16 protein-coding genes are annotated in these 19,435 nt (G+C 46.6%); 4 read left to right on the plus strand and 12 right to left on the minus strand.

The genetic code is table 11. The features are described from left to right. Window positions 1-4: 4 nt before the first annotated feature. From QT987_RS20935 to QT987_RS20950, 4 genes are all read right to left on the minus strand, one after another. Window positions 5-373 (minus strand): DUF1818 family protein, encoded by a 369-nt coding sequence (locus QT987_RS20935; protein ID WP_333243826.1) that lies wholly within the window; start codon window positions 371-373, stop codon window positions 5-7. Between the two features lie 156 nt (window positions 374-529). After that, entirely contained in the window at window positions 530-1,654 is a 1,125-nt protein-coding gene (locus QT987_RS20940) for an RNA-guided endonuclease TnpB family protein (protein ID WP_333243830.1), read from the minus strand. A gap of 242 nt (window positions 1,655-1,896) precedes the next feature. Beyond that, the gene (locus QT987_RS20945) at window positions 1,897-2,511 is read right to left on the minus strand and encodes a hypothetical protein (RefSeq protein WP_333243832.1); all 615 of its coding nucleotides are present in this window, start codon (window positions 2,509-2,511) and stop codon (window positions 1,897-1,899) included. Window positions 2,512-2,796: 285 nt separating this feature from the next. Then, entirely contained in the window at window positions 2,797-3,027 is a 231-nt protein-coding gene (locus tag QT987_RS20950) for a DNA-directed RNA polymerase subunit omega (protein ID WP_015175138.1), read from the minus strand. An 80-nt stretch (window positions 3,028-3,107) separates the two neighbouring features. On the opposite strand from QT987_RS20950, the gene QT987_RS20955 reads away from it, so the two are divergent. Beyond that, window positions 3,108-3,800 (plus strand): GDSL-type esterase/lipase family protein, encoded by a 693-nt coding sequence (locus QT987_RS20955; RefSeq protein ID WP_333243835.1) that lies wholly within the window; start codon window positions 3,108-3,110, stop codon window positions 3,798-3,800. A 376-nt stretch (window positions 3,801-4,176) separates the two neighbouring features. Beyond that, entirely contained in the window at window positions 4,177-5,430 is a 1,254-nt protein-coding gene (locus QT987_RS20960) for an S-layer homology domain-containing protein (RefSeq protein ID WP_333243838.1), read from the plus strand. A 128-nt stretch (window positions 5,431-5,558) separates the two neighbouring features. On the opposite strand, the gene QT987_RS20965 is transcribed toward QT987_RS20960, so the two are convergent. From QT987_RS20965 to QT987_RS20995, 7 genes are all read right to left on the minus strand, one after another. Next, entirely contained in the window at window positions 5,559-6,068 is a 510-nt protein-coding gene (locus QT987_RS20965) for a pentapeptide repeat-containing protein (RefSeq protein WP_333243840.1), read from the minus strand. A 113-nt stretch (window positions 6,069-6,181) separates the two neighbouring features. Beyond that, window positions 6,182-7,531 (minus strand): LCP family protein, encoded by a 1,350-nt coding sequence (locus tag QT987_RS20970; RefSeq protein WP_333243843.1) that lies wholly within the window; start codon window positions 7,529-7,531, stop codon window positions 6,182-6,184. 14 nt (window positions 7,532-7,545) lie between these two features. Continuing rightward, the gene (locus tag QT987_RS20975) at window positions 7,546-7,893 is read right to left on the minus strand and encodes a DUF6717 family protein (RefSeq protein WP_015175132.1); all 348 of its coding nucleotides are present in this window, start codon (window positions 7,891-7,893) and stop codon (window positions 7,546-7,548) included. 586 nt (window positions 7,894-8,479) lie between these two features. Beyond that, window positions 8,480-9,655 carry an aminotransferase class V-fold PLP-dependent enzyme gene (locus QT987_RS20980; protein WP_333243846.1) on the minus strand — a complete coding sequence of 392 codons (1,176 nt, stop codon included), beginning with the start codon at window positions 9,653-9,655 and terminating at the stop codon, window positions 8,480-8,482. 49 nt (window positions 9,656-9,704) lie between these two features. Continuing rightward, on the minus strand, window positions 9,705-10,310 hold the full coding sequence (locus tag QT987_RS20985) for a molybdenum cofactor guanylyltransferase (protein ID WP_333243849.1): 606 nt from the start codon (window positions 10,308-10,310) through the stop codon (window positions 9,705-9,707). Window positions 10,311-10,482: 172 nt separating this feature from the next. Further along, the gene (locus QT987_RS20990; RefSeq protein ID WP_333243852.1) at window positions 10,483-11,547 is read right to left on the minus strand and encodes an anthranilate phosphoribosyltransferase family protein; all 1,065 of its coding nucleotides are present in this window, start codon (window positions 11,545-11,547) and stop codon (window positions 10,483-10,485) included. 114 nt (window positions 11,548-11,661) lie between these two features. Then, the gene (locus tag QT987_RS20995) at window positions 11,662-12,636 is read right to left on the minus strand and encodes a LysR family transcriptional regulator (protein ID WP_333243855.1); all 975 of its coding nucleotides are present in this window, start codon (window positions 12,634-12,636) and stop codon (window positions 11,662-11,664) included. A gap of 591 nt (window positions 12,637-13,227) precedes the next feature. Here QT987_RS20995 and QT987_RS21000 point away from each other — a divergent pair. Continuing rightward, the gene (locus QT987_RS21000) at window positions 13,228-16,650 is read left to right on the plus strand and encodes a PAS domain S-box protein (protein ID WP_445299719.1); all 3,423 of its coding nucleotides are present in this window, start codon (window positions 13,228-13,230) and stop codon (window positions 16,648-16,650) included. A 112-nt stretch (window positions 16,651-16,762) separates the two neighbouring features. Here QT987_RS21000 and QT987_RS21005 read toward each other — a convergent pair whose 3' ends face one another. After that, window positions 16,763-18,079 carry a HEAT repeat domain-containing protein gene (locus tag QT987_RS21005; RefSeq protein ID WP_333243862.1) on the minus strand — a complete coding sequence of 439 codons (1,317 nt, stop codon included), beginning with the start codon at window positions 18,077-18,079 and terminating at the stop codon, window positions 16,763-16,765. A gap of 228 nt (window positions 18,080-18,307) precedes the next feature. On the opposite strand from QT987_RS21005, the gene QT987_RS21010 reads away from it, so the two are divergent. Continuing rightward, window positions 18,308-19,177, plus strand: a complete 870-nt coding sequence (locus tag QT987_RS21010) for a lipid kinase (protein ID WP_333243866.1) — start codon at window positions 18,308-18,310, stop codon at window positions 19,175-19,177. Window positions 19,178-19,435 lie beyond the last annotated feature (258 nt).

The raw sequence follows: 19,435 nt of genomic DNA on the forward strand, positions 1-19,435 counted from the left end.
AAAGTCAAAAAACTTTTAAAACTTTTGCAGCCTGCACCAAAGTCGGAACCGCAGCCGCCGGCCAAAAACCCTCGCACCTTCGGCCAGCATTCAAGATCAACTGCACGCTGTAAGCTTCGGGATAGCCTTCCACCTGCACCCACAGCAAGTCGCTTTCGGCTTCTATGGCGATTTTTTCCTCGTCCATTAACTCAGACGCCATGTGACTCATTGTGCCGGCTAATTGTCCCAACAATCGGCAAAAATCGTTCAACTCAGCCTCCGTGAGTTCGATCGCCCAACCGTCGCCAGCCACCAAACCCTTAAACTCCTGGGCCTCTGGGTTCCATCCCAAACGCCACCCAACACCCGTTTTAATTACACGTTCCACCATTGAGGGATTTTAGATTTTAGATTTTGGATTTTAGATTAGTAGGGCTTACCCATAAATACGAAACGGAAGAAACCGGGTTTTTTAGCTGTGTTAAAGGGTCAACAGCAATATTTCCTTGACATACTCCCCAGCTATCAAGGCGAGGGGATTCTAAGCTCAAACAGCAATTGCAGGCATAGCCTGTCTAACATCACCTAACTTAACGGTTGATGCCCCAACCGCACAAATAATTTTAGCTGCATTCTCGTCTCTATCATTCACCTTTTGACAGGACGGACAGCGCCATTCACGAACTGACAGATCCAACTCTTTCAGAACGTGTCCACAATGGGAACAAGTCTTACTAGATGGATACCAACGATCAATGAAAACTACTTGTTTTCCTTTCTTCTTGGCAACCCATTCGAGAATTTGGAGAAATTCGCTGAATGCAAGGTCTGAGATTTTACGCCCCCAAAGTCGTTGCATTCCTTTTAGATTCAACGTCTCAAAGCACAGCACGTCGAACTTATCAGTTAGTTCGTGAGCCAATTTCCAGAACCAATCAGAGCGACGATTCACTACGGCTTCATGTTTGCGAACTAGATTAAGTCTTGCTCTTTCTCGGTTCGCTGAGCCTTTCCGTTTTTGGGAATGCTGACGATTTGCTTTCTTAATAGCGCTGAGGGACTGTTTCAGAAATTGCGGTGATTCGATTTTTGTTCCATCTGAGCAGGTGAGAAACGTTTTTAAGCCGAAATCAAAGCCAGCGATTTTACTCGTCTCGACTTTGGTTTCAGGCTCTCCAACGCTGTCAACGACCACAACCATGAACAACTCTCCTAATGTCGTGCGTTTAATGGTTAACGTCTTAACCTTCCCTTCTATCTCTCTGGAATTCCAATACTGATAAACGCGATTCCCAATCTTAATTCGATTGCCGCCTAAGAATTTGTAGCCAGCTTGCTTGAGAGTGAACGATTTGTATCTGCGAACTTTCTTGAATCCGGGAGGTCTAACTCCTTTCTTGTGATGCTTAAAAAACAGTTGGTAGGCAATCGAGATGCGTTGGCAGATATCCTGCACCGCTTGAGAGCCGACCCTTTGCCAGAACGCTTTACGCTTTCTGTGTTTGGCAATATGCGATTGAAGTTTTGCACAATTCAAATGCTTTCCCCACATCCGGTAGTACCGTTTATGGAGTGAAATGCAATGGTTATAAATCACCCCCGCAGCATTGATACTTCGCTTGAGGTGTTTATTCCGCTTGCTTTGATATAGCTTGAACTTCAATGTTTTCATGCTAACTATGATAACATAATAGGTAGCAATTGGGTAGCCAAATGGTCAGAGAAAGATTAAGTATTCGCATTGCCGTGAGTCGGCTAGAGAAGTTGCGGAGAATTGCCAAACAGAAAGAAAAAACAATGACCCAACTTGTAGAGGACTGGATTGATAAGCTTAAAGAGGAAAAGCCGTCCTAAAAGGACGGGGCTTTAGACCCAATTTTTCGGTAAAAAACCCGATTTCTGTATTCCTGAGTATTAGGGTGCCAGCAACTTCGCATCTCCCGGCTGCGGCTGCGGTATCTCCGGCGAATTCGATCGCCCTTGTGGTTTTTCCCCCGCCGCCGGTGTGCGCCCACGCCCGGAATTCTCCGTAAAAACATCAACCAAAGCTTGAACCAAAGCATCCCGCTGTGCTCTATTTAAACTTTGAATAGCAGCGCGATCCTGTTCCATTGGATTTGACCGCAAAACGTCGTTTCCCGGATAAACACTTTCCACCAAATAATCGGGAGTCGCCCCCAAATAGTCAGCTAAACTCAACTTCCAATCAAAGCGGTAATTGGGCGGCCGTCCTTTGACAAATACGTGATATCGAATCAACCGCCCGACTAAAGTATTGGTAGGATCGACTTTTCCAGTTTCCTTAGAAATGTAGTTATTTTCGATCGGGAAATCCGGCAATTTTTCGTACACCAATTTCCACGCATCTTGCACCCTCACTTGCGGCGGCGCAGATTGTTGAGCCACCCGCTGCACTGATACAGACTCAGAACTCCGCAGCAGCGAAGGTTCCAAAGCCGACATACTCAGTTCCCCGGATTCCAATACCCAACTCAAAAGCGTGAAAATCGCTACACTCAAAGTAACCAAGAGAAAACTTAAGCCCTGCTTTAATCTATTCACGGTTTTGACAATAATTTCAAAAATAGAATAATTTCATAAACTTACCCCCAAGCAGATGTCCTAGTTTCTAATTTTAGGATTTACGATCCTCAACCCGGTTTATTAGAAACATCAGAGTTTTTTTAACAAGGGAACTAGGAATCAACCGGGTTTCTCCTCCCGCGCACCCAAGTCTAGTTTAAGAAAGTTTTGAGTGTGGAGTTTAAAAAAATTACTCGCAATTCACCACTCAAAACTCAAAACTCCCCAACTCTAGATGTCTCCGATAATTTCCGGCTGAGTCAGTTCATCCGACATCTCAAATATCGCCCGCATTACAGGTTTCATTTGATGGTCGTCCATATTGTCAAAATCTTCATAGCGACGGCGTTTTGCGCGGTTCGCCACCTGTACCGTAATCCGATAGCGGTTGGATGCACCGTTAATCAACTCTTCCGCGCGACGGGTTAGCTGAGTTGAATCGAAAGTTGGACGCTTAACCATGAGACTCCCTACTTTATGTAATGTTACATTCTAGTCTAGTATGTCAAGATTCATAATTTATTAACTGAGTATCATTACTTATGCAGGTAGCAACAGCCTATTCCTTTGGTCACTTGCATCGGGGAAATTCTCATCCCCTCAAATTGGTTGCTTTCGGTGACAGCTTAATCTACGGTTTCGGCGACGGTGTAGGTGGGGGTTGGGTGGAAAGATTGCGGCGCCAGTGGATGTTACCGGAGAGTGCAGGACACGTTTTATACAATTTGGGCGTTCGGGGCGATCGCACCTATCAAGTCTCCCAGCGGCTCGAAAACGAGTTTCGCCACCGGGGCGAACTCAGAAACCGCGTCCCGGATGCGATTATTCTTTCGGTAGGCCTCAACGATTCGGCGAGAGTGCAGTCGCCTACCGGGCGCAGCTACACTGAGTTTGAACATTTTAAAACTGTTTTGGATCATTTGTTAAACCTGTCCCAACAACTTTGTCCGGTGATATTTGTCGGGATGGTGCCGGTGGATGAAAGTAAAATGCCTTTTCAAGATTGTTTGTACTACAATCATGCCGACCAATATCGGTATAAAGAAGCAACCAAATTAGCTTGTCAGTTGCGGGGAATTCCCTATTTAGATATTTTTGATAAATGGATAAATCGGGGCAGTGATTGGTGGCGATCGCGCCTGATTGCAGATGGGCTGCATCCCAATGTAGGTGGATATCAATCTTTATTTGAAGATGTGACAAGTTGGGAACCGATCGCAAGTATTAGTCATTAGTTAGTTGTCAGTAGTCGGTAGTCATTAGATAGTAGTCATTAGTTATTAGTTATTAGTCATTAATCTAGTCGAGTGAGGGCGGGCACTCTTGGCACCGCCCCTACATATAAAGGCTCTGCATCCAGAACTCTATAATTTCAAGGTAGATAAGGGAGATAAGCAACATAAGGATTTTAAGGAATTTAAGCATTTTAAAATTACCCAATCACCATAAAAATATTTATTTTAAAAGACCGTATCTTCCCCGCACCATAAGTAAAATTCTTCAATAATGATTACATAACCGAGGGAAAGAGCAAGTTGGGCAGAATCAATCAGCCTATCAAAAGCTTAGTTCTCCTCAATAAAAAGCTTGTGTAAATTGGAGAATTTAAAAATGTCTGTATTACATCGCATTAAATCTGGTACATCTGTTTTATTAACACTGGGAACAGTTGCCGGAACCGCAGCGCCGATGCTAACTGCCGCGCCTGCTTTTGCTCAGACAGCTTTTTCGGATGTTAATAATAACTACTGGGCAAAAGACTTTATTCAAGATTTGTCAGAAAGAGGAATTATCAAAGGATTTCCCGATGGCAGTTTTCGCCCGGATGCACCGGTAACGCGGGCTGAATTTGCGGCAATGATCCGTTCGGTGAAAAAGGCAAAAACCCGCGGTGCTGTGCGGTTTGCCGATGTTCCCTCCAATTTTTGGGCAAGCGGGGCGATCGCCGAAGCTTACGAAATGGGATGGATGTCTGGCTATCCCGGCAATGTTTTCAGGCCAACACAGCAGATTCCTCGCGTTCAAGTTGTAGTCGCTTTAAATAACGGCATGGGCTATGAGCCTACGTGCGATTTTCAAGATGTTCTCAGCTACTATAATGATGCGGGTGAGATTCAAAGTTATGCTGTCAAAAGCGTTGCTGCGGCTACTGAAAAACAGTTAGTTGTCAGCTATCCCAATCCTAAATCTCTCAAACCTAACAAGTCAGCAACGCGAGCTGAAGTAGCTGCTTTTATCTATCAAACATTAGTGAGTACCAATCAAGCAAGACCAATTAATTCTCCTTACATTGCTAAGATTGATGTTAGCGAGTCGGTTGCTGTGCAAATTCCCAGGGGGGTAACTATCCCCATCGAGTACACAAAAGGCAAGATTTTGCTCGCCCCTAATGACAAGTCTCCGATTACGCTGACTGTAGCTGCGGATATCACGGGCAATAACGGCCAAGTGTTGATACCCGAAGGCTCGAAAATTAGCGGCGAATTGCGATCGACTGCATCGGGCGTTCAGTTTGTGGCTCAAGAATTAAGTATACTCAACGGGAGCAGAGTGCCTCTCAATGCCACTTCGCAAGTGATTACTAGGAAAGAAACTGTTACCAAGGGCGTTAATGTTGGCAATCTGGTTAAGAATACGGCGTTGGGTGCAGCAGCAGCGGCGGCGATCGCAGGTGTTACGGGCGATCGGGCGATCGCGACTGAAGAGGTGCTCGGCGGTGCGGGAATCGGGACTTTGATCGGGGTATTTTTGGGTAGAGATAAAGTCGATTTGTATGCTGTTAATCCTGACACCGATTTAGATTTGCTGTTGAATTCCGATTTGGTAGTTGGTACTGCCAGCACAGGCATTTGTAGCGCTCGATAGAGCCGATACTTGGAAATTTCCTCAAACCCCTCGCCTTGCAGGAGAGGGGTTTTAATGTGTGTATTTTACATTGCTACACGTGCATCTAATCAAATAATTAGCCAGGGATTTTCTTTAAGTGTGAATTCCTACGGACATCCCAAACTTTCGCGAGTAGAAACTCCCGTCACGGGATTGACACCATCTGCTTTCTCGCACAAGAGAGTCACTTGATAAGCGTCGATAATCGCGTCACTAAAATCAGCGCCGGAAATGGCAGCATCAAAAAACCGAGTTCGAGTCATAATTGCCTCGGTAAAATTAGCATTCATCAAATTCGCGCCGTCGAATGTAACTCTATCTGCCAAAGCGCCGGAGAGGTTGGCACCTGACAAGTTGGCATTCAGCAAAACTCCCTTAGTCAAAATCGCATTAGTTAAATCAGCACCTTGAAAATTGGTTCCCCGCATTTCCGCAGCGACAAATGTTCCCCCCGCTAAATCAGAGTTGGAAAAATCGCGATCGGACAAATTAATATTTGTGTAATTAATATTTGTTTTCGGCAGGGCAAATGCCGGAGTAGCACTCAGCAGCACCCACCCAACAGCCAACACTAAACTTACAAACAGGCTCAGGAATATTCGGAAAACACTTTTCATGATGATGGGAATGGGGAATTGGGCATAGTTGACTGTTGACTGTTGACTGTTAACTGTTGACTGTTAACTGTTAACTGTTGACTGTTGACTGTTGACTAATGACTAATGACTAATTAAAATCGTTTTACCCAATCTTCGCCAACGCGAAGGGTCAAGTCAGAATTAATTTCACCCGTAGAAGATGCTTCAAGTTTACCGCCGCCTAACTCTTTTTGCAGTAGATTCGCTGCCTCTAAATCGCCTTGCTGAACAATAATTTGACTTTGACGCTGCTTCTGGGGCGCATCCTGCACTACAGATACATTAAAAAAGCCCTTTTTTGTGAGAAATTCAGCAATGTTTTTTGCAGTTGTCGGTTTGCTAGAAGCGTTTTGGACAGATATTTTGAGGTTTTTGGGCAACAGGGAGTCGCTGGAATTGCGAATTCGTCCTTGTTCAAAATCCGGCACGCCCAGGTTCAAGTATTGTGTCATAATGCGATCGCGCCCGATCGCATCTACAATCCAATAACTCCTCAAATCCCCTGTTTCTGAACTAGAACTTCCCGGCAACATGACCATTTTAAAATTATCTCGCTCCAATTGCAAACCGAAATTTGCCAGCGTCAATATTTCCTCATAATTTAGGTTTGTATCCACATATTTTTGCATCAATCGAACAATTTGTGGCAAGCGCACCAATGCTGATGGACTTGCGAGGCGGTCCCGAATAGCTTGAATTAAAGATTGCTGCCGCTGAATGCGGCCAATATCTCCTAAACCGTCGTTGCGAAATCGAGCAAATTGTTCTGCTTGTTCTCCGTTGAGAGTTTGCCATCCCTGGCCTAAGTTTATTTTTAACTTTTGGGCAGTATCTGTATAGGACATCGCGCGAGGTACAAATACCTCAACTCCGCCCAACAAATCGACTAATTCCCGAAACGCATTGCTGCTGACTCGCACGTATCTTTCAATTTTCGTATTGTTCAGCATACTGCTAACTAATTGCGTCGCCAAAGCTGCTCCTCCCGTAGCATTAGCTTCGCTAATTTTGCTGAATCTAATTCCGGGAACTTCGACTTTAGTATCTCGTGGAACTGAAAGTAAACTAATAGATTTATCTCTAGGTTCGAGGTGAAATAAGAGTATCGTATCGCTGCGGCCGTTAAATATCTTAGGGGAATTGGCAGCAGATTCTGGCATGGCGTCAATTCCCAATATCAAGATATTAACTGACCGCGACAGGCGGTATCCAGAGCGGTTGGAGGATAGATAGTCAAAGCCCGTCGCCTCTAATACTCTATTGATAATTGGCGGTTCCACGGGAGCTAAAAGGGCGGTAATTGCACCCAATGTAGCCGAGATGGCGGCTGTGAAAACTAGGAAAAATAGCCCCACTATATACAGGAAGAATTTAGGCTTTTTTCGAGATATTTCAGCGACTGGTGTAACAAAGTCTCTTTTAAAAATTGACAAGTTTTTCATAGACTTGCTGTTGGTTATTGCAGTTTTTCAGCTTTGCAGTAAAACTTGGGCGGGGCTTCTGGAAAGTATTTGAACATAGCCGGACACAGCCAGCCTTCGAGATTTTTCGATTCCCACCGATACCAGTTACCGCCGTATTCTGCTTTCAACCACAGCATTTCTGCTTGATATCCGGGAAATGGATTGGCTGAAAATAAAAGTCGGAAACCTTGGGCGGCATTGGGAATGTCTGCGACAAGCGCGTTAATCATTTCGGGGACACCCTGAACAAATGGTTCTCGGACAAGTCCGACTCGCTCGTCGTCAAAAACCCAGGTGTACTGTTCGCGATAGGGGTAAATTACCATCATGGCATTGGACATGGTATTCGCCTCTTTTCATTTCCTTTTTTTGTCTGCAAAAATGCAACTGTTGATACATTATATTCTGTGGCGCGGAAGTTGTGCACTATCCGCTTTGACAACCCTATTTTAACGTAGGATTTTTCGTGGGTTATTTACAAATTTTATTCGCTTTGGGCGGATTGGTGAAGTTGAGAGCGATGGGGTTTTAAATCTATTTTTGTGGCTTTTTTTATTTTATGTAATACCAATTCTCCCAACTCTTGCAACAATTATGAGTTTTTGGTTTGTTTACGCTCACGCTTCAGGTAAGGTGCGTCGCTTGGAGATTGTCGCTCTTTTTTAGGATTGGCAGGTGGCGACGCACCCTACAGCTACTGTTGCATGAGTTTTGAGAATTAGTATAAATAGTATCCCAATTCAAGAGGAATAAAGGTGATTCCTTACATAATTTTTACTATTATGGGCCCTATTTGTATAACCTTTACTACGTTTATAGTAAGGACAAATAGTCTGTATTCTCCCAAACTATGAGGACGGACACCCTAACTACAAACCTATAACTATTTGTAGCTGGGTGTTATGTTTCTTTTCGGGAAGCTCCAACTCAAATTCTAGTCAGCTCAACCAGGGCATTAGCTAAATATTGATACTGCGGTAAAGTATTATATAACTGAGCCGAAATCCTCACCAACTGCTTACTAGCGTTCGGCCAAGGAATCACCGGAACTTCAATTTTAAAAATCTCCCACAGCGCCTCTTGCAAAGGTGGAATTCCTCCCTTTGCAACCACATCAGACTGGGAGTCTAGCAGCGGCACAACAGCCATCGAACCCACCATTTCATCTGGACAAGGTAGTGGCAAATCTAATTTGTCCGCCAATATTTTTCTTCCAGCCAATGCTAAAGCATGATTCTTTGCAATCAATTCCGGCCATCCGCCGCTCAACAAAGAACCCATAAAATCAATAGCTACAGGCACGCACAAATAGGGGCTAGGATCGACTGTTCCCATCCAGTCAAATTCTAGCTGAAAGCGCGATTTATCAGCGCGGGGCGAATTAGCACCGTGACTGATTGTAGTTGGCCGAATGGCATTTTGTTTGTCGCGCCGCACGTATAAAAAGCCCGCACCTTTCGGCGCGCACAGCCACTTGTGGCAATTTCCCGTATAGTAAGCCGCGCCAATTTCATCTAAATTGAGTGCTACCATTCCCGGCGCGTGAGCTCCGTCTACCAATACATCCACGCCACGGTTAGCTAACTCGCCCACTAACTGTTTGATGGGAAAAATTAAACCTGTTTGGCTGACAACGTGGTCTAATAAGGATAACTTTGTTTGCGGTGAAACGCACTTAATTATTGCTTCAATAATTTGGTCGGGTGACTCAATGGGAAAGGGGACTTCTGCTACTATTACTTTAGCACCTGTCCGCTCGGCTACAAAGTTAAGTGTGTTGCGGCAAGCGTTGTATTCCTGATTTGTAGTTAGCAATTCGTCGCCCGGAGAAAAACAGAGCGATCGCAAAACAGCATTTACTCCCGTCGTGGCATTCGGGACAAACGCCAAGTCATCCTCACTCGCACCGAGAAATGCTGCTAACTGATTTCTCGCATTATCCAACAAGGGTTCAAATTCCCGCAGTAAAAAGCGCAAAGGTTCTCTTTCCAGTTGTTCTCGAAAAATGGTTTGCGCTTCGAGTACGGGAATCGGACAGGCCCCAAAAGAGCCGTGATTGAGGAAAGTTATATCGCGATCTAGCAACCAATATTGGTTAATCATTAGTAATTAGTAATTAGTAGTTAGTCAGTTAACTGTCAACTGTCAAAAGTCAACAGTTACTCATTTTACCTTTTAATTGCTCAAACTCTTCTAATGTATTGCAATTCGATAACATTACTGCTTCTCGTTCCCCTACAGGTAAAGGGATTGCGGGAATTTGATTTAACCACACTTGAAAGGAACGTCCACCTTTGTCAATAAAACTTTGCAAGCTGGGCAGAGATTGGTGGCGGTAGAAGCCGCACAAAGGCTCCCAGCGCGAATTTTGATAAGGCACAACTGCTAAAGTTGATGGGGGAAATTCGGTTAACTGACTTGCCCAATTCTGAATAATCTGGGCATCCAACAAAGGCAAATCGCAAGCTAACAGTAAAATCCAGTCGGCGGCTATTTCTGTCAATCCCTGAGTCAATGCAACCAAGGGCCCGGAGCCCGGATTGTACTCTACCAGAAATTGGGATGTTTCGGTTAATGTCGATCGATAGCGATCGGGCCAAGCAGTCAGAACATAAACTTCGGGGGTTACAACTGCGGCAACTTCCAACGCCCGCTGCAATAGGGATTTGCCCTCAATTTCCAGCAAAGCTTTATCCTTACCCATCCGCGAACTTTGACCGCCTGCAAGCACAATTACAGCAATTTTATGATTAGTCATTAGTCAGTAGTCAGTAGTCAGTAGTCAGTAGTCAGTAGTCATTAGTCAGTAGTTATCGCAAGAATTGCCTGTTTTGAACAGGCAAGATGCCTGTTCCACAATAATTATTGGAGATGTCTAGTAGTCAGTAGTTAACGGTCAACTGTCAACTGTCAACTGTCAACTGTCATTCTCAACTAAAAACACTAACGGCTTGGCTAATTTCCTCAAGTTTTTGGACGACTTGACCGCTGCTGAGTAAAGTTTCTGCCTCAATTAAACCAGAGTTTATATCCAAACAAACTCCGCTGCGCCACAGATAAAATCCGCCGTTCCAGATAGCGGACTGCATCACTTCTGAGGGTTTTCCAAGCAACACTTCCTGCATTTGTTTTAATAACTCAGAGGTTGATTCAAATGCCGGATTTGTGTTGCTAAAACCGTAATCTCCGTGGGCCAAAAGCAGTCGTTCAAACTCGGCATCCGGCTTAGCAATGCCGATAATCGCAGTACGATCGCGCGGCAAATCGCAGCTTCCCTCCAATCCCTTGACTGTGGTATAATTTTTGATTCCCCGCAGCTCAAAGGCTTTTTGAAACATACCTTCTGTCGGCGGGTGGACGTAGCCCGATATGACGTTAACATCGCCGGCACAGGGACACCACATCAACTCCATTGTCGAAAAAGGTGGCCGTTTTCCAATTTCGCGGCGGTAGGGCACTAAAGCGGCGGCTTGAGGAAAATGCTTGGGAAGGTACACAAAACCCAAACCCGTATTGTCAAAAACTTGCTGGACTTTTTCTAAACTCAGTTTTCTCCAGTCAACTCCCAAACCGCGCCAAATTTCAATCAGGGGAATGCCTTCCTTCGTTGGCATGGTATCCCCCCCGTGCATGAGGGTTGGGACGCCAGATGCGGCTAAAATTAGGGCGGTTATTGGGCTAATTGGAGCCGTGCGCGATCGCCCGTCGTAAGCAACGCCAAACACGGCGACGGTAGAGACGGAAAACCCTTTTTCTCGGTTTGGGGGGGCAAGCATAGGCCCCAATTCTTCATAAGCATCGAGCATTCCGGCTAATTCTTCCCCAGTGGGCCGTTTAATGCGGTGGGAAATCATAAAAGCTCCGATTTGAGCCGGTGTTGCTTCTCCCAGCAGCATCATCCGCGTGGCTGCAGCTGCTTCGGAGCGAGTTAAGTTTTCTCCTGTGTGTACTCCGCTGCCAATTTTTCGCAGCAATTCTCTAAATGCGTCACTCATAACTTTGGAAGTTAGTAATTGGTAGTTGGTAGTTAGTAAGTGGTAGTTAGTAATTGGTAATATTTGAATCGTTTTAAATTTAAAATTCCCAACTCTCAATTCAAAATTATCGAATTAACTCCCGGATTTTTCGAGCTTCATTACATCAAATGGCGGCACAAATTCGCGTACCAAATTCCAGAAATGGGCGATCGGCGGAATTTGCATTCGATCGTGAGTTGTCACCAATACCACTTCGCGAGTCCAAGTGGGATCTGCGGCCAATTGACCGATCGTCGAAACCTTGGAATTTGAGCGCTCTGGGGCGATCGACCGAATTGCTAAAGTACGATCGCCCTTCGCCTCCACCAAAGCTGAATGCGGCAGCAAAGCAATCAACTCTCCCTGTCGCACCACACCCCGAAAAGCATCAAGAGTGTTGAGTTCCAAAACAGCATGAAGTTTAGCACCGATGCGTCCAAATTGTTCTTGCACCATCCGCTGCATTCCGTACCCATCCTTAAACACCACTTGCGGGTAACAAATCAATTCCGGCCAAGGTACTCGTTCGTACTGGGCCAGGGGATGACCCGCCGCCATCAACACCTCGATCGGCTCATTGTAGAGCACCTCAACCAACATTTCCGGGGCTTGAGTAAAATGGCGGTTGTTCATCACCACAGCGATGTCCACCAAACCGTCTTTGAGGACTTTCAGAGCTCGATCGCTACCGAGGGCAGTCACCCGCAATTGTACGTCTGGATAGTCGCGGCAAAACTTTTGCAGCACAGGTGGCAAATAAGCAGCGCAAACCGAATGAATCGCCGCCACGCAGAGTTCCGGCTGCTTTCCCGCCCGTAAGTCTCCCAATTCTTCAGCAGCATTTCGCCAAGTCTGACAGATTTTGCGAGCGTGAGGCAGTAGGCATTCCCCTCCCACAGTCAGTTTCGCGTGGGCCGTGCGGTGAAACAGCGACAAACCCACTTCCGCTTCTAATCCCTGCACTTGGCGGCTAATAGTCGATTGGGTAACGCCACACTTCCGGGCCGCTTGCTGAAAGCTACCAGTTTCAGCAACTGAAAGAAATGCTTGAAGCTGCTCTAAGCGCATGGATGTTTAATTCGAGATGGTTTCAGAAATTTTAGTGGAAGATAATCTGTGACATTAACCGATGTAGTAGCAGAATTTAGTAGACTTTGATACAGGTACAGATTTGTTTTGATTCCAGCGCCAGAGGCGGGGATGCTGCGCTCTAAGCATCAATCTGCTCCGGCAGGATTTCTGAGCCTCCAAGTAGAGGTCGATTCTCCTATGTTGAAGGGATTTCTGAATCTGCAAACTTATCAAAAAATAGATTCAATAAAGATGAATTTATCGAATATTGCCAGTTGCTAGCTAAACCGTTTCAATGAACGGCACTCTAGTAATCCCTTCATCAAGTGCGCTCAATTGCTCTGTTTTTCCGTAAGTTGTGAATTCAAAAGATAGCATTTAATTTCGTACCTCCTTGGGAATTATAGTATCTCACTCTCCCTAAACCTCTCAATAAATGGACAAATATTTCAGGCAGGTTAAAGCCTGCTGTGAACTTTCCTCCCCGGACTAAAGTCACTTTTGTTTTATGTTTTTTTGTGTATAAACTAGAAATTAGCGGGTCAGCAACACAAGTGCAACTAAGCTCGATCGCACAGGAAAGCCGAAATGCTGCTCTTTATTAAGATTATGTCATTTAACCACAATTTTATTCCGCAAGATGGCTGTTGCCAGTGGCAACCCCAGTTGATGGGACTGCAGGTGGTCAGCGATGTGTTAATTGCCTTGGCTTATTATTCAATTCCAGCACTTCTGACATACTATGCCCGGAAGCAGCGGGACGTGCCTTTGAGCAAGGGGTTTATCCTATTGGGAGCCTGGTTTTTCTGGGGCGGGACAACTTACTTGATGCAAGTTTGGATGCTGGTGCACCCCAGCTACTGGCTGTCAAGTTCGATCGCCCCCGTTACCGCTATCATCTCTTTGTGGGCTGTAGCGTCCCTGAGACCTTGGGTTCCTCAAGTGTTGGCTTTGGCTGGGGCGGCCTCTTTTCCAGGAAATACGGCGTTGGAATCTGAAAAGGTCGATCGACTGCAAGCCGACTCTGATATTACAAATTCCGTCCCCTCCCTCACAACCGAACTCCAGCAAATTAACCAGCAATTGCTTGCAGAAATAACGCAGCGCGAGCGAGTCGAGGATCTCCTGCTTGACACCGTAGGCAAGCTGCAAGAAAGCGAAGAACGCTTCCGCGTTTTTCAGGAATTATCTCTAGACGGTTTTAACGTGTTCCGCAGCATCCGCGACGAATCCACAATTGTGGATTTTGAATGGGAATACGTCAATCCCGCAGCGGCAAAAATGCAACACCGTACCCCGGGCGAATTAACCGGCAAGCGATTGCTGCAAGTGCTGCCGGGGCATAAAGATAACAATTTGTTCGACCGTTACGTGCAAGTTGTAGAAACAGGAATTCCCCTCGAAACCGAGATTTATTACAACAACGAAGGCATTGTCGCCTGGTTTCGGATTATGACCGTTAAATTGGGAGACGGCATTGCTATTTCTTTTAGCGATATTACGGGGCGAAAGCAAGTAGAAGCATCCCTGCGCGAGGCGCTGCAAAAACTCACTTCTCATTTTGAAAATACGCCCCTAGCGGTGATTGAGTGGGATGAAAACTTTCGTCTCAGCGGGTGGTCGCCGGCGGCCGAGAATATTTTTGGGTGGGAAAAAAGAGAAGTTTTAGGCAAGCATTTTAGCGACTGGAACTTTATTTCCAAGGGCGATTTGTCAGAGGTAGAATCTGCAATTTATAGTTTAAAAAAACCCGAAAATCGCTGCAATGTAGTTCGCAACAGCAATTATAATAAGAGGGGTTCGTTGGTACACTGCGAGTGGTACAATTCGGCTTTTTACAGCGATTCGGGACAGTTGGTATCGGTGCTGTCTCTGGTTTTGGACGTGACTGAACGCTTTAAGTTTCTGGAAGTGCTGCGACAGTCTGAAGAGCGGTTTCGGATTGCAGCAGAAAGTGCCAGTGATTTGATTTACGAATGGGATATCGAGACCGACATCGTGCTGTGGTTCGGTCACGTAGACGAACATTTGGAGTACGCAAAAGGCGGATTTCCGAGGACAAGAGCAGCTTGGAACAGTATCTTGCACCCGATCGACCGCGATCGAGTTTTGGTCGCAGTCGATCGGTATTTGAGTGCGCCAGACAGTTCTGCTGCCCCATTTTTTCAGGAATACCGCGTTCAGTGCCAACGGGGTGGCTTGCTCCATTGGATCGATCGGGGCAAAGCAGTGCTTGACAAACAAGGCAATCCCTGCAAATGGATCGGCGTAATTAGCGACATCACCGCTCGCAAAGAAGCCGAAGAACAGCGGAATTGGGCATTGGCGCGGGAACAGGCCGCTCGTCGCGAAGCCGAAGCCAGCGAACAGTTGTACCGCGTCCTCGCTGAAGCCATCCCGCAAATAGTTTGGACTGCCAGACCCGACGGCTGGCTCGACTACTACAACCAGCGCTGGTTTGAATATACTGGCTTGACACTGGAGGAAACTCAAGGCTGGGGGTGGGAGCTAGCCCTGCATCCCGATGATGTGGAAGATTCCGTAGAAAGCTGGAAGACCTCGGTGCAGACGGGGAGGACTTACGAGGTGGAATACCGCTTTAAACGAGCCTCTGACGGGGCTTACCGCTGGCATCTGGGCAGGGCATTGCCCGTGCGGGACGCTGAGGGGAAAATTCTTAAATGGTTCGGGACTTGTACTGATATTGACGATCGCCAGCGATCGGCCCAAACAGCCTATTTTAACGCTCAAGCTTTGGCTTTGCTGTCGTCGGCTTCCCTGGATTACGAGGAGGCGCTGCAAGGTTTGGCAGATTTAACAGTACCGGGGCTGGGGGATTGGTGCTGTGTGCATTTGCTCGATGCCGACGGCTCGATCCGCTTGCAAGCAGTTGCTCACTCAGATCCGAGCAAAGTCGCTCTGCTGTGGCAAATCGATCAGCGTATGCCACTAGACCCCCAGGGACGGCACGGAGTAGCAAAGGTGCTACGGACTGGTGAGTCGAAGCTCTACCCAGAAATACCGGAATGGGTGATCGAGGCGGTTGTGCCGGACAGGGAACTGCAGTTGGTGCTGCGAGCCCAATCCCAGGTACTGTCGGCAATCTGCGTGCCGCTGATCGCTCGTGGGCGGACGCTGGGAGCGATTTCGTTGCTGTGCGGGGAGTCTGGCCGCCGCTGCGGGGAGAGCGATTTGGTTTTGCTGGAGGATTTGGCGCGGGATGCGGCGGTGGCGATCGACAATGCGCGGCTTTACCGGGAAGCTGCAGAGGCTAACCGGATTAAAGACCAGTTTTTAGGAACGCTTTCTCACGAGTTGCGGACGCCTCTGAACGCGATTTTGGGCTGGGCCCAGATGTTGCGGCAGCGCCAGATGAGTGCCGAAAAAACGGCTGTGGGTTTGGAGACTATTGAGCGAAACGCGCGGTTGCAAACTCAGATGATTGAGGATTTGCTGGATGTTTCCCGGATTGTGAGCAACAAAGTGTGTTTGAAGCTGTTCCCGGTGGATTTGGTGCGGATTGTAGAAACGGCGGTGAAGGCGCTGATCCCTGATGCTGAAGCTAGGGGAATTGAATTGGTCAGTTTTTGTGGCGAAGGGGTGAGCTTGGTGAAGGGCGATGCTACTCGTTTGCAGCAGGTGGTGTCTAATTTGCTCTCGAATGCTATTAAGTTTACGCCGCCGTCGGGTCGCGTGGAAATCACGCTCTCGGAGGATGGGGAACCGGGAGCAGGGGGTGGCGCCATCTTGTCTGGGCCGTCTCCGGTTCACTCTGTTTTGATCGTTGTTAGCGATACGGGAATTGGCATCAGCAAGGAGTTTTTGCCCTTTGTGTTCGATCGCTTCCGCCAAGCTGACAGCACTTCTACGCGCAATTACGGCGGGCTGGGACTGGGATTGGCGATCGTCCGCCATCTCGTGGAACTCCACGGCGGCAGTGTCTGGGCCGAAAGTCCTGGGGAAGGACTCGGCTCGACTTTCCGAGTCCGACTGCCAATTGAGCAGAGCTAAAGTTGTGATTTTTCAGTTATCGAGTTCAAAATTCAATATTTAATTTCTACTTAAGGTGCTTATGGCGCACCCTAAATTTAAATGTTCTCCGTAAATCCGCCCGCTCTTAATTTTATTGCCATTCTTGCAGGGCGATCGCAATTCCTTTTTTCAATCTCGGTTCGAGATTGTCTTGCTTAACTAAGCTTTCTAATTTCTGCCTCGCCTCGGCAGCACCTAGCTGTTTGAGCGCTGCCATGCAGTGCAGCCTGACGCTGCTGTCTGCGTCGCCCAACATTGAAATCAGAGTATCTAGCCCTCTCATATCTCCTAATTTTCCTAAACCTAAAGCTAAAGATTTTTTGCTGACTGCCTCCTGCACAACCGGATGACCTGTTTTCAACAAATCAATCAGAATTTCAGCAGCAGCAGCTTTTAATTCCGGCTTTTCTACTCGCCCTAAAACAGTGACTATCTCTTGACAAACAGTAGAATTTATGTTATTAAATTGCGCCATTAATGTCTGATGCAAATATGCTAAAGCGGTTGCAGTTTCCATCCAGCTTAGGGCGCGCACAGTTTCGATTTGCAATTCAACCGGAGTTATTGGCGATCGCAGCAATTCAAATAAAGCAGCCGCGGCAGCATCAGTTTTCACTCGCCCGATCGCGATCGCCGCTTGCTGACAAACTTCTAATCGGATATCCGAAAGTAAAGGTTTGAGCAAGTTAACTAAATCTAATTCTGCATCTAAATAGGCGCGCACACCGAGAGCTCGCACGGCTTCTTTTCTGACTGCTGTCGCCGGATCTTTGAGTGCTGCTACCAGTACCGGGGGGATCCGGGAATCGTGAAAGCTGCTCAGGGCCTCGATTGCGGCTGCCCGCACCGCAACTTGAGAGTCTCCGACTACGCTCAACAGCGGTGGGATGGTTTCGGTGCGCCGAATTTGGGCGAGTGCTGCTGTTGCAAACTGTCGCGAGTCTTCTTGGAGTAGGAGAGTTGCTAGGGATTCTATGGCTGTCGGGCCGAAATTCCCTAGGGTTTCGGCGGCGATTTGGCTCAATTCTTCGTCGGAATTTTTGACTAATTCTACTAAAGCTTGAATCACTTCCGGGCGATTCCCTACGGGATAGCTTAGCTTCACGAACTTTCCGAGAATGCGGGCGGCGAACCACCGGGGTTCGGTGTCTGCGTCTTCGTCTTCGAGCACGGCAATTAAAGGTGCGATCGCGCCATCTCCCAGATTTGGCAATACTTTAGCAATTTCCCAACGGTCTTGAAAATCGCCCGATTTTAAGGCTTCTATTGCTAAACTGACAGCTTGCTCTAAAATGTGTTCTTCCTGCGGCTTGCTACCGTCGGCTGTCACTTGCTGCAAGCATTCAACTAACAAGGGCCAGTTTTGGCGATCGGCAGCGACTTGGGCTTTTTGTAAAATATTATACATGATTTTAAATTAAGTTCGATCCACAAGCGAGGTTTTTTGCTGCTAAGTCAGAGCCGGAGGGAGCTATTTTTTACAAATCTTTTGCTACAATTATCCATTTTTTAACATTTTTGTCAATCCATCATAACTGGTAAAATGGAAGTAAAGCATTAATTTCATGCAGTTAAGGCATCAAGCTATACTTTTTGTAATTTAAAAGACCCAATATTCCTAATTAAAAATTAACAAATGAAGAAAGCTCTACTTTTAGTAAACCAGCACTCCCGAAAAGGGCAAAAGCTATTATCTCAAGCCACTGTAAAATTAGAAGCACTGGGTTTTGAGTTAATTATAGAGTCTACCGACCACGCCCACGAACTTTCCGACACGATTCGCCGCTACCAAAATCGAGTCGAATTAGTAATAATTGGCGGTGGCGACGGCACTCTCAACGCCGCCATAGAAGGTTTGATAGACACCAAGTTACCCTTGGGTATTTTGCCCATGGGAACAGCTAACGACCTAGCCCGCACTCTGAGAATCCCTACAGATTTATCAGCAGCTTGTCAAGTAATTGCCAGCGATAAAGTTCGACTAATAGACCTAGGTTGGGTGAACGACAAGCATTTTTTTAATGTGGCGAGTTTGGGATTGAGCGTGCAAATTACCCAGCGACTTACTAAAAACGTCAAGCAGCGCTGGGGAGTTTTAGCTTATGCTTTTACTGCTTTGCAGACAATTTTATCAGCGCGACCATTCCGAGCAGAAATCAAGGTAAACAACCAATCTTTTAAGGTTAAAACTATCCAAATTGCCATTGGCAACGGTCGCTATTACGGCGGAGGGATGACAGTTGCGGAGGATGCCACCATCGACGACCGGCGACTGGATTTGTACAGTTTGGAAACAATACACTGGTGGGAAATAATTGGTTTGCTGCCGGCTATGAGGCAAGGAAATTATACCAGTTCGCCTAACGTTCGCGCCTTGTACGCTCAAGAATTTGAGGTTAATACTAGCAAACGCCGTCCGATTAATACTGACGGTGAAATCACAACTTACACGCCTGCAAAATTCCGAGTCATTCCCCAAGCTTTAGCAGTTATAGCTCCTTCATAAGTCATAACTTATATAATTATGTTGTGGAACAGGCATCTTGCCTGTTCATATATAATTATGTTGTGGAACAGGCATCTTGCCTGTTCATATATAATTGTGTTGTGGAACAGGCATCTTGCCTGTTCAGATATTAGCCACGGGCAAGATGCCCGTGCCACAATTAATTAATCAATAAATTATCTTGTGTTGTGGAACAGGCATCTTGCCTGTTCAGATATTAGCCACGGGCAAGATGCCCGTGCCACAATTAATTAATCA

This window comes from Microcoleus sp. SVA1B4 (assembly GCF_036700545.1).
Lineage (GTDB): Bacteria > Cyanobacteriota > Cyanobacteriia > Cyanobacteriales > Microcoleaceae > Microcoleus.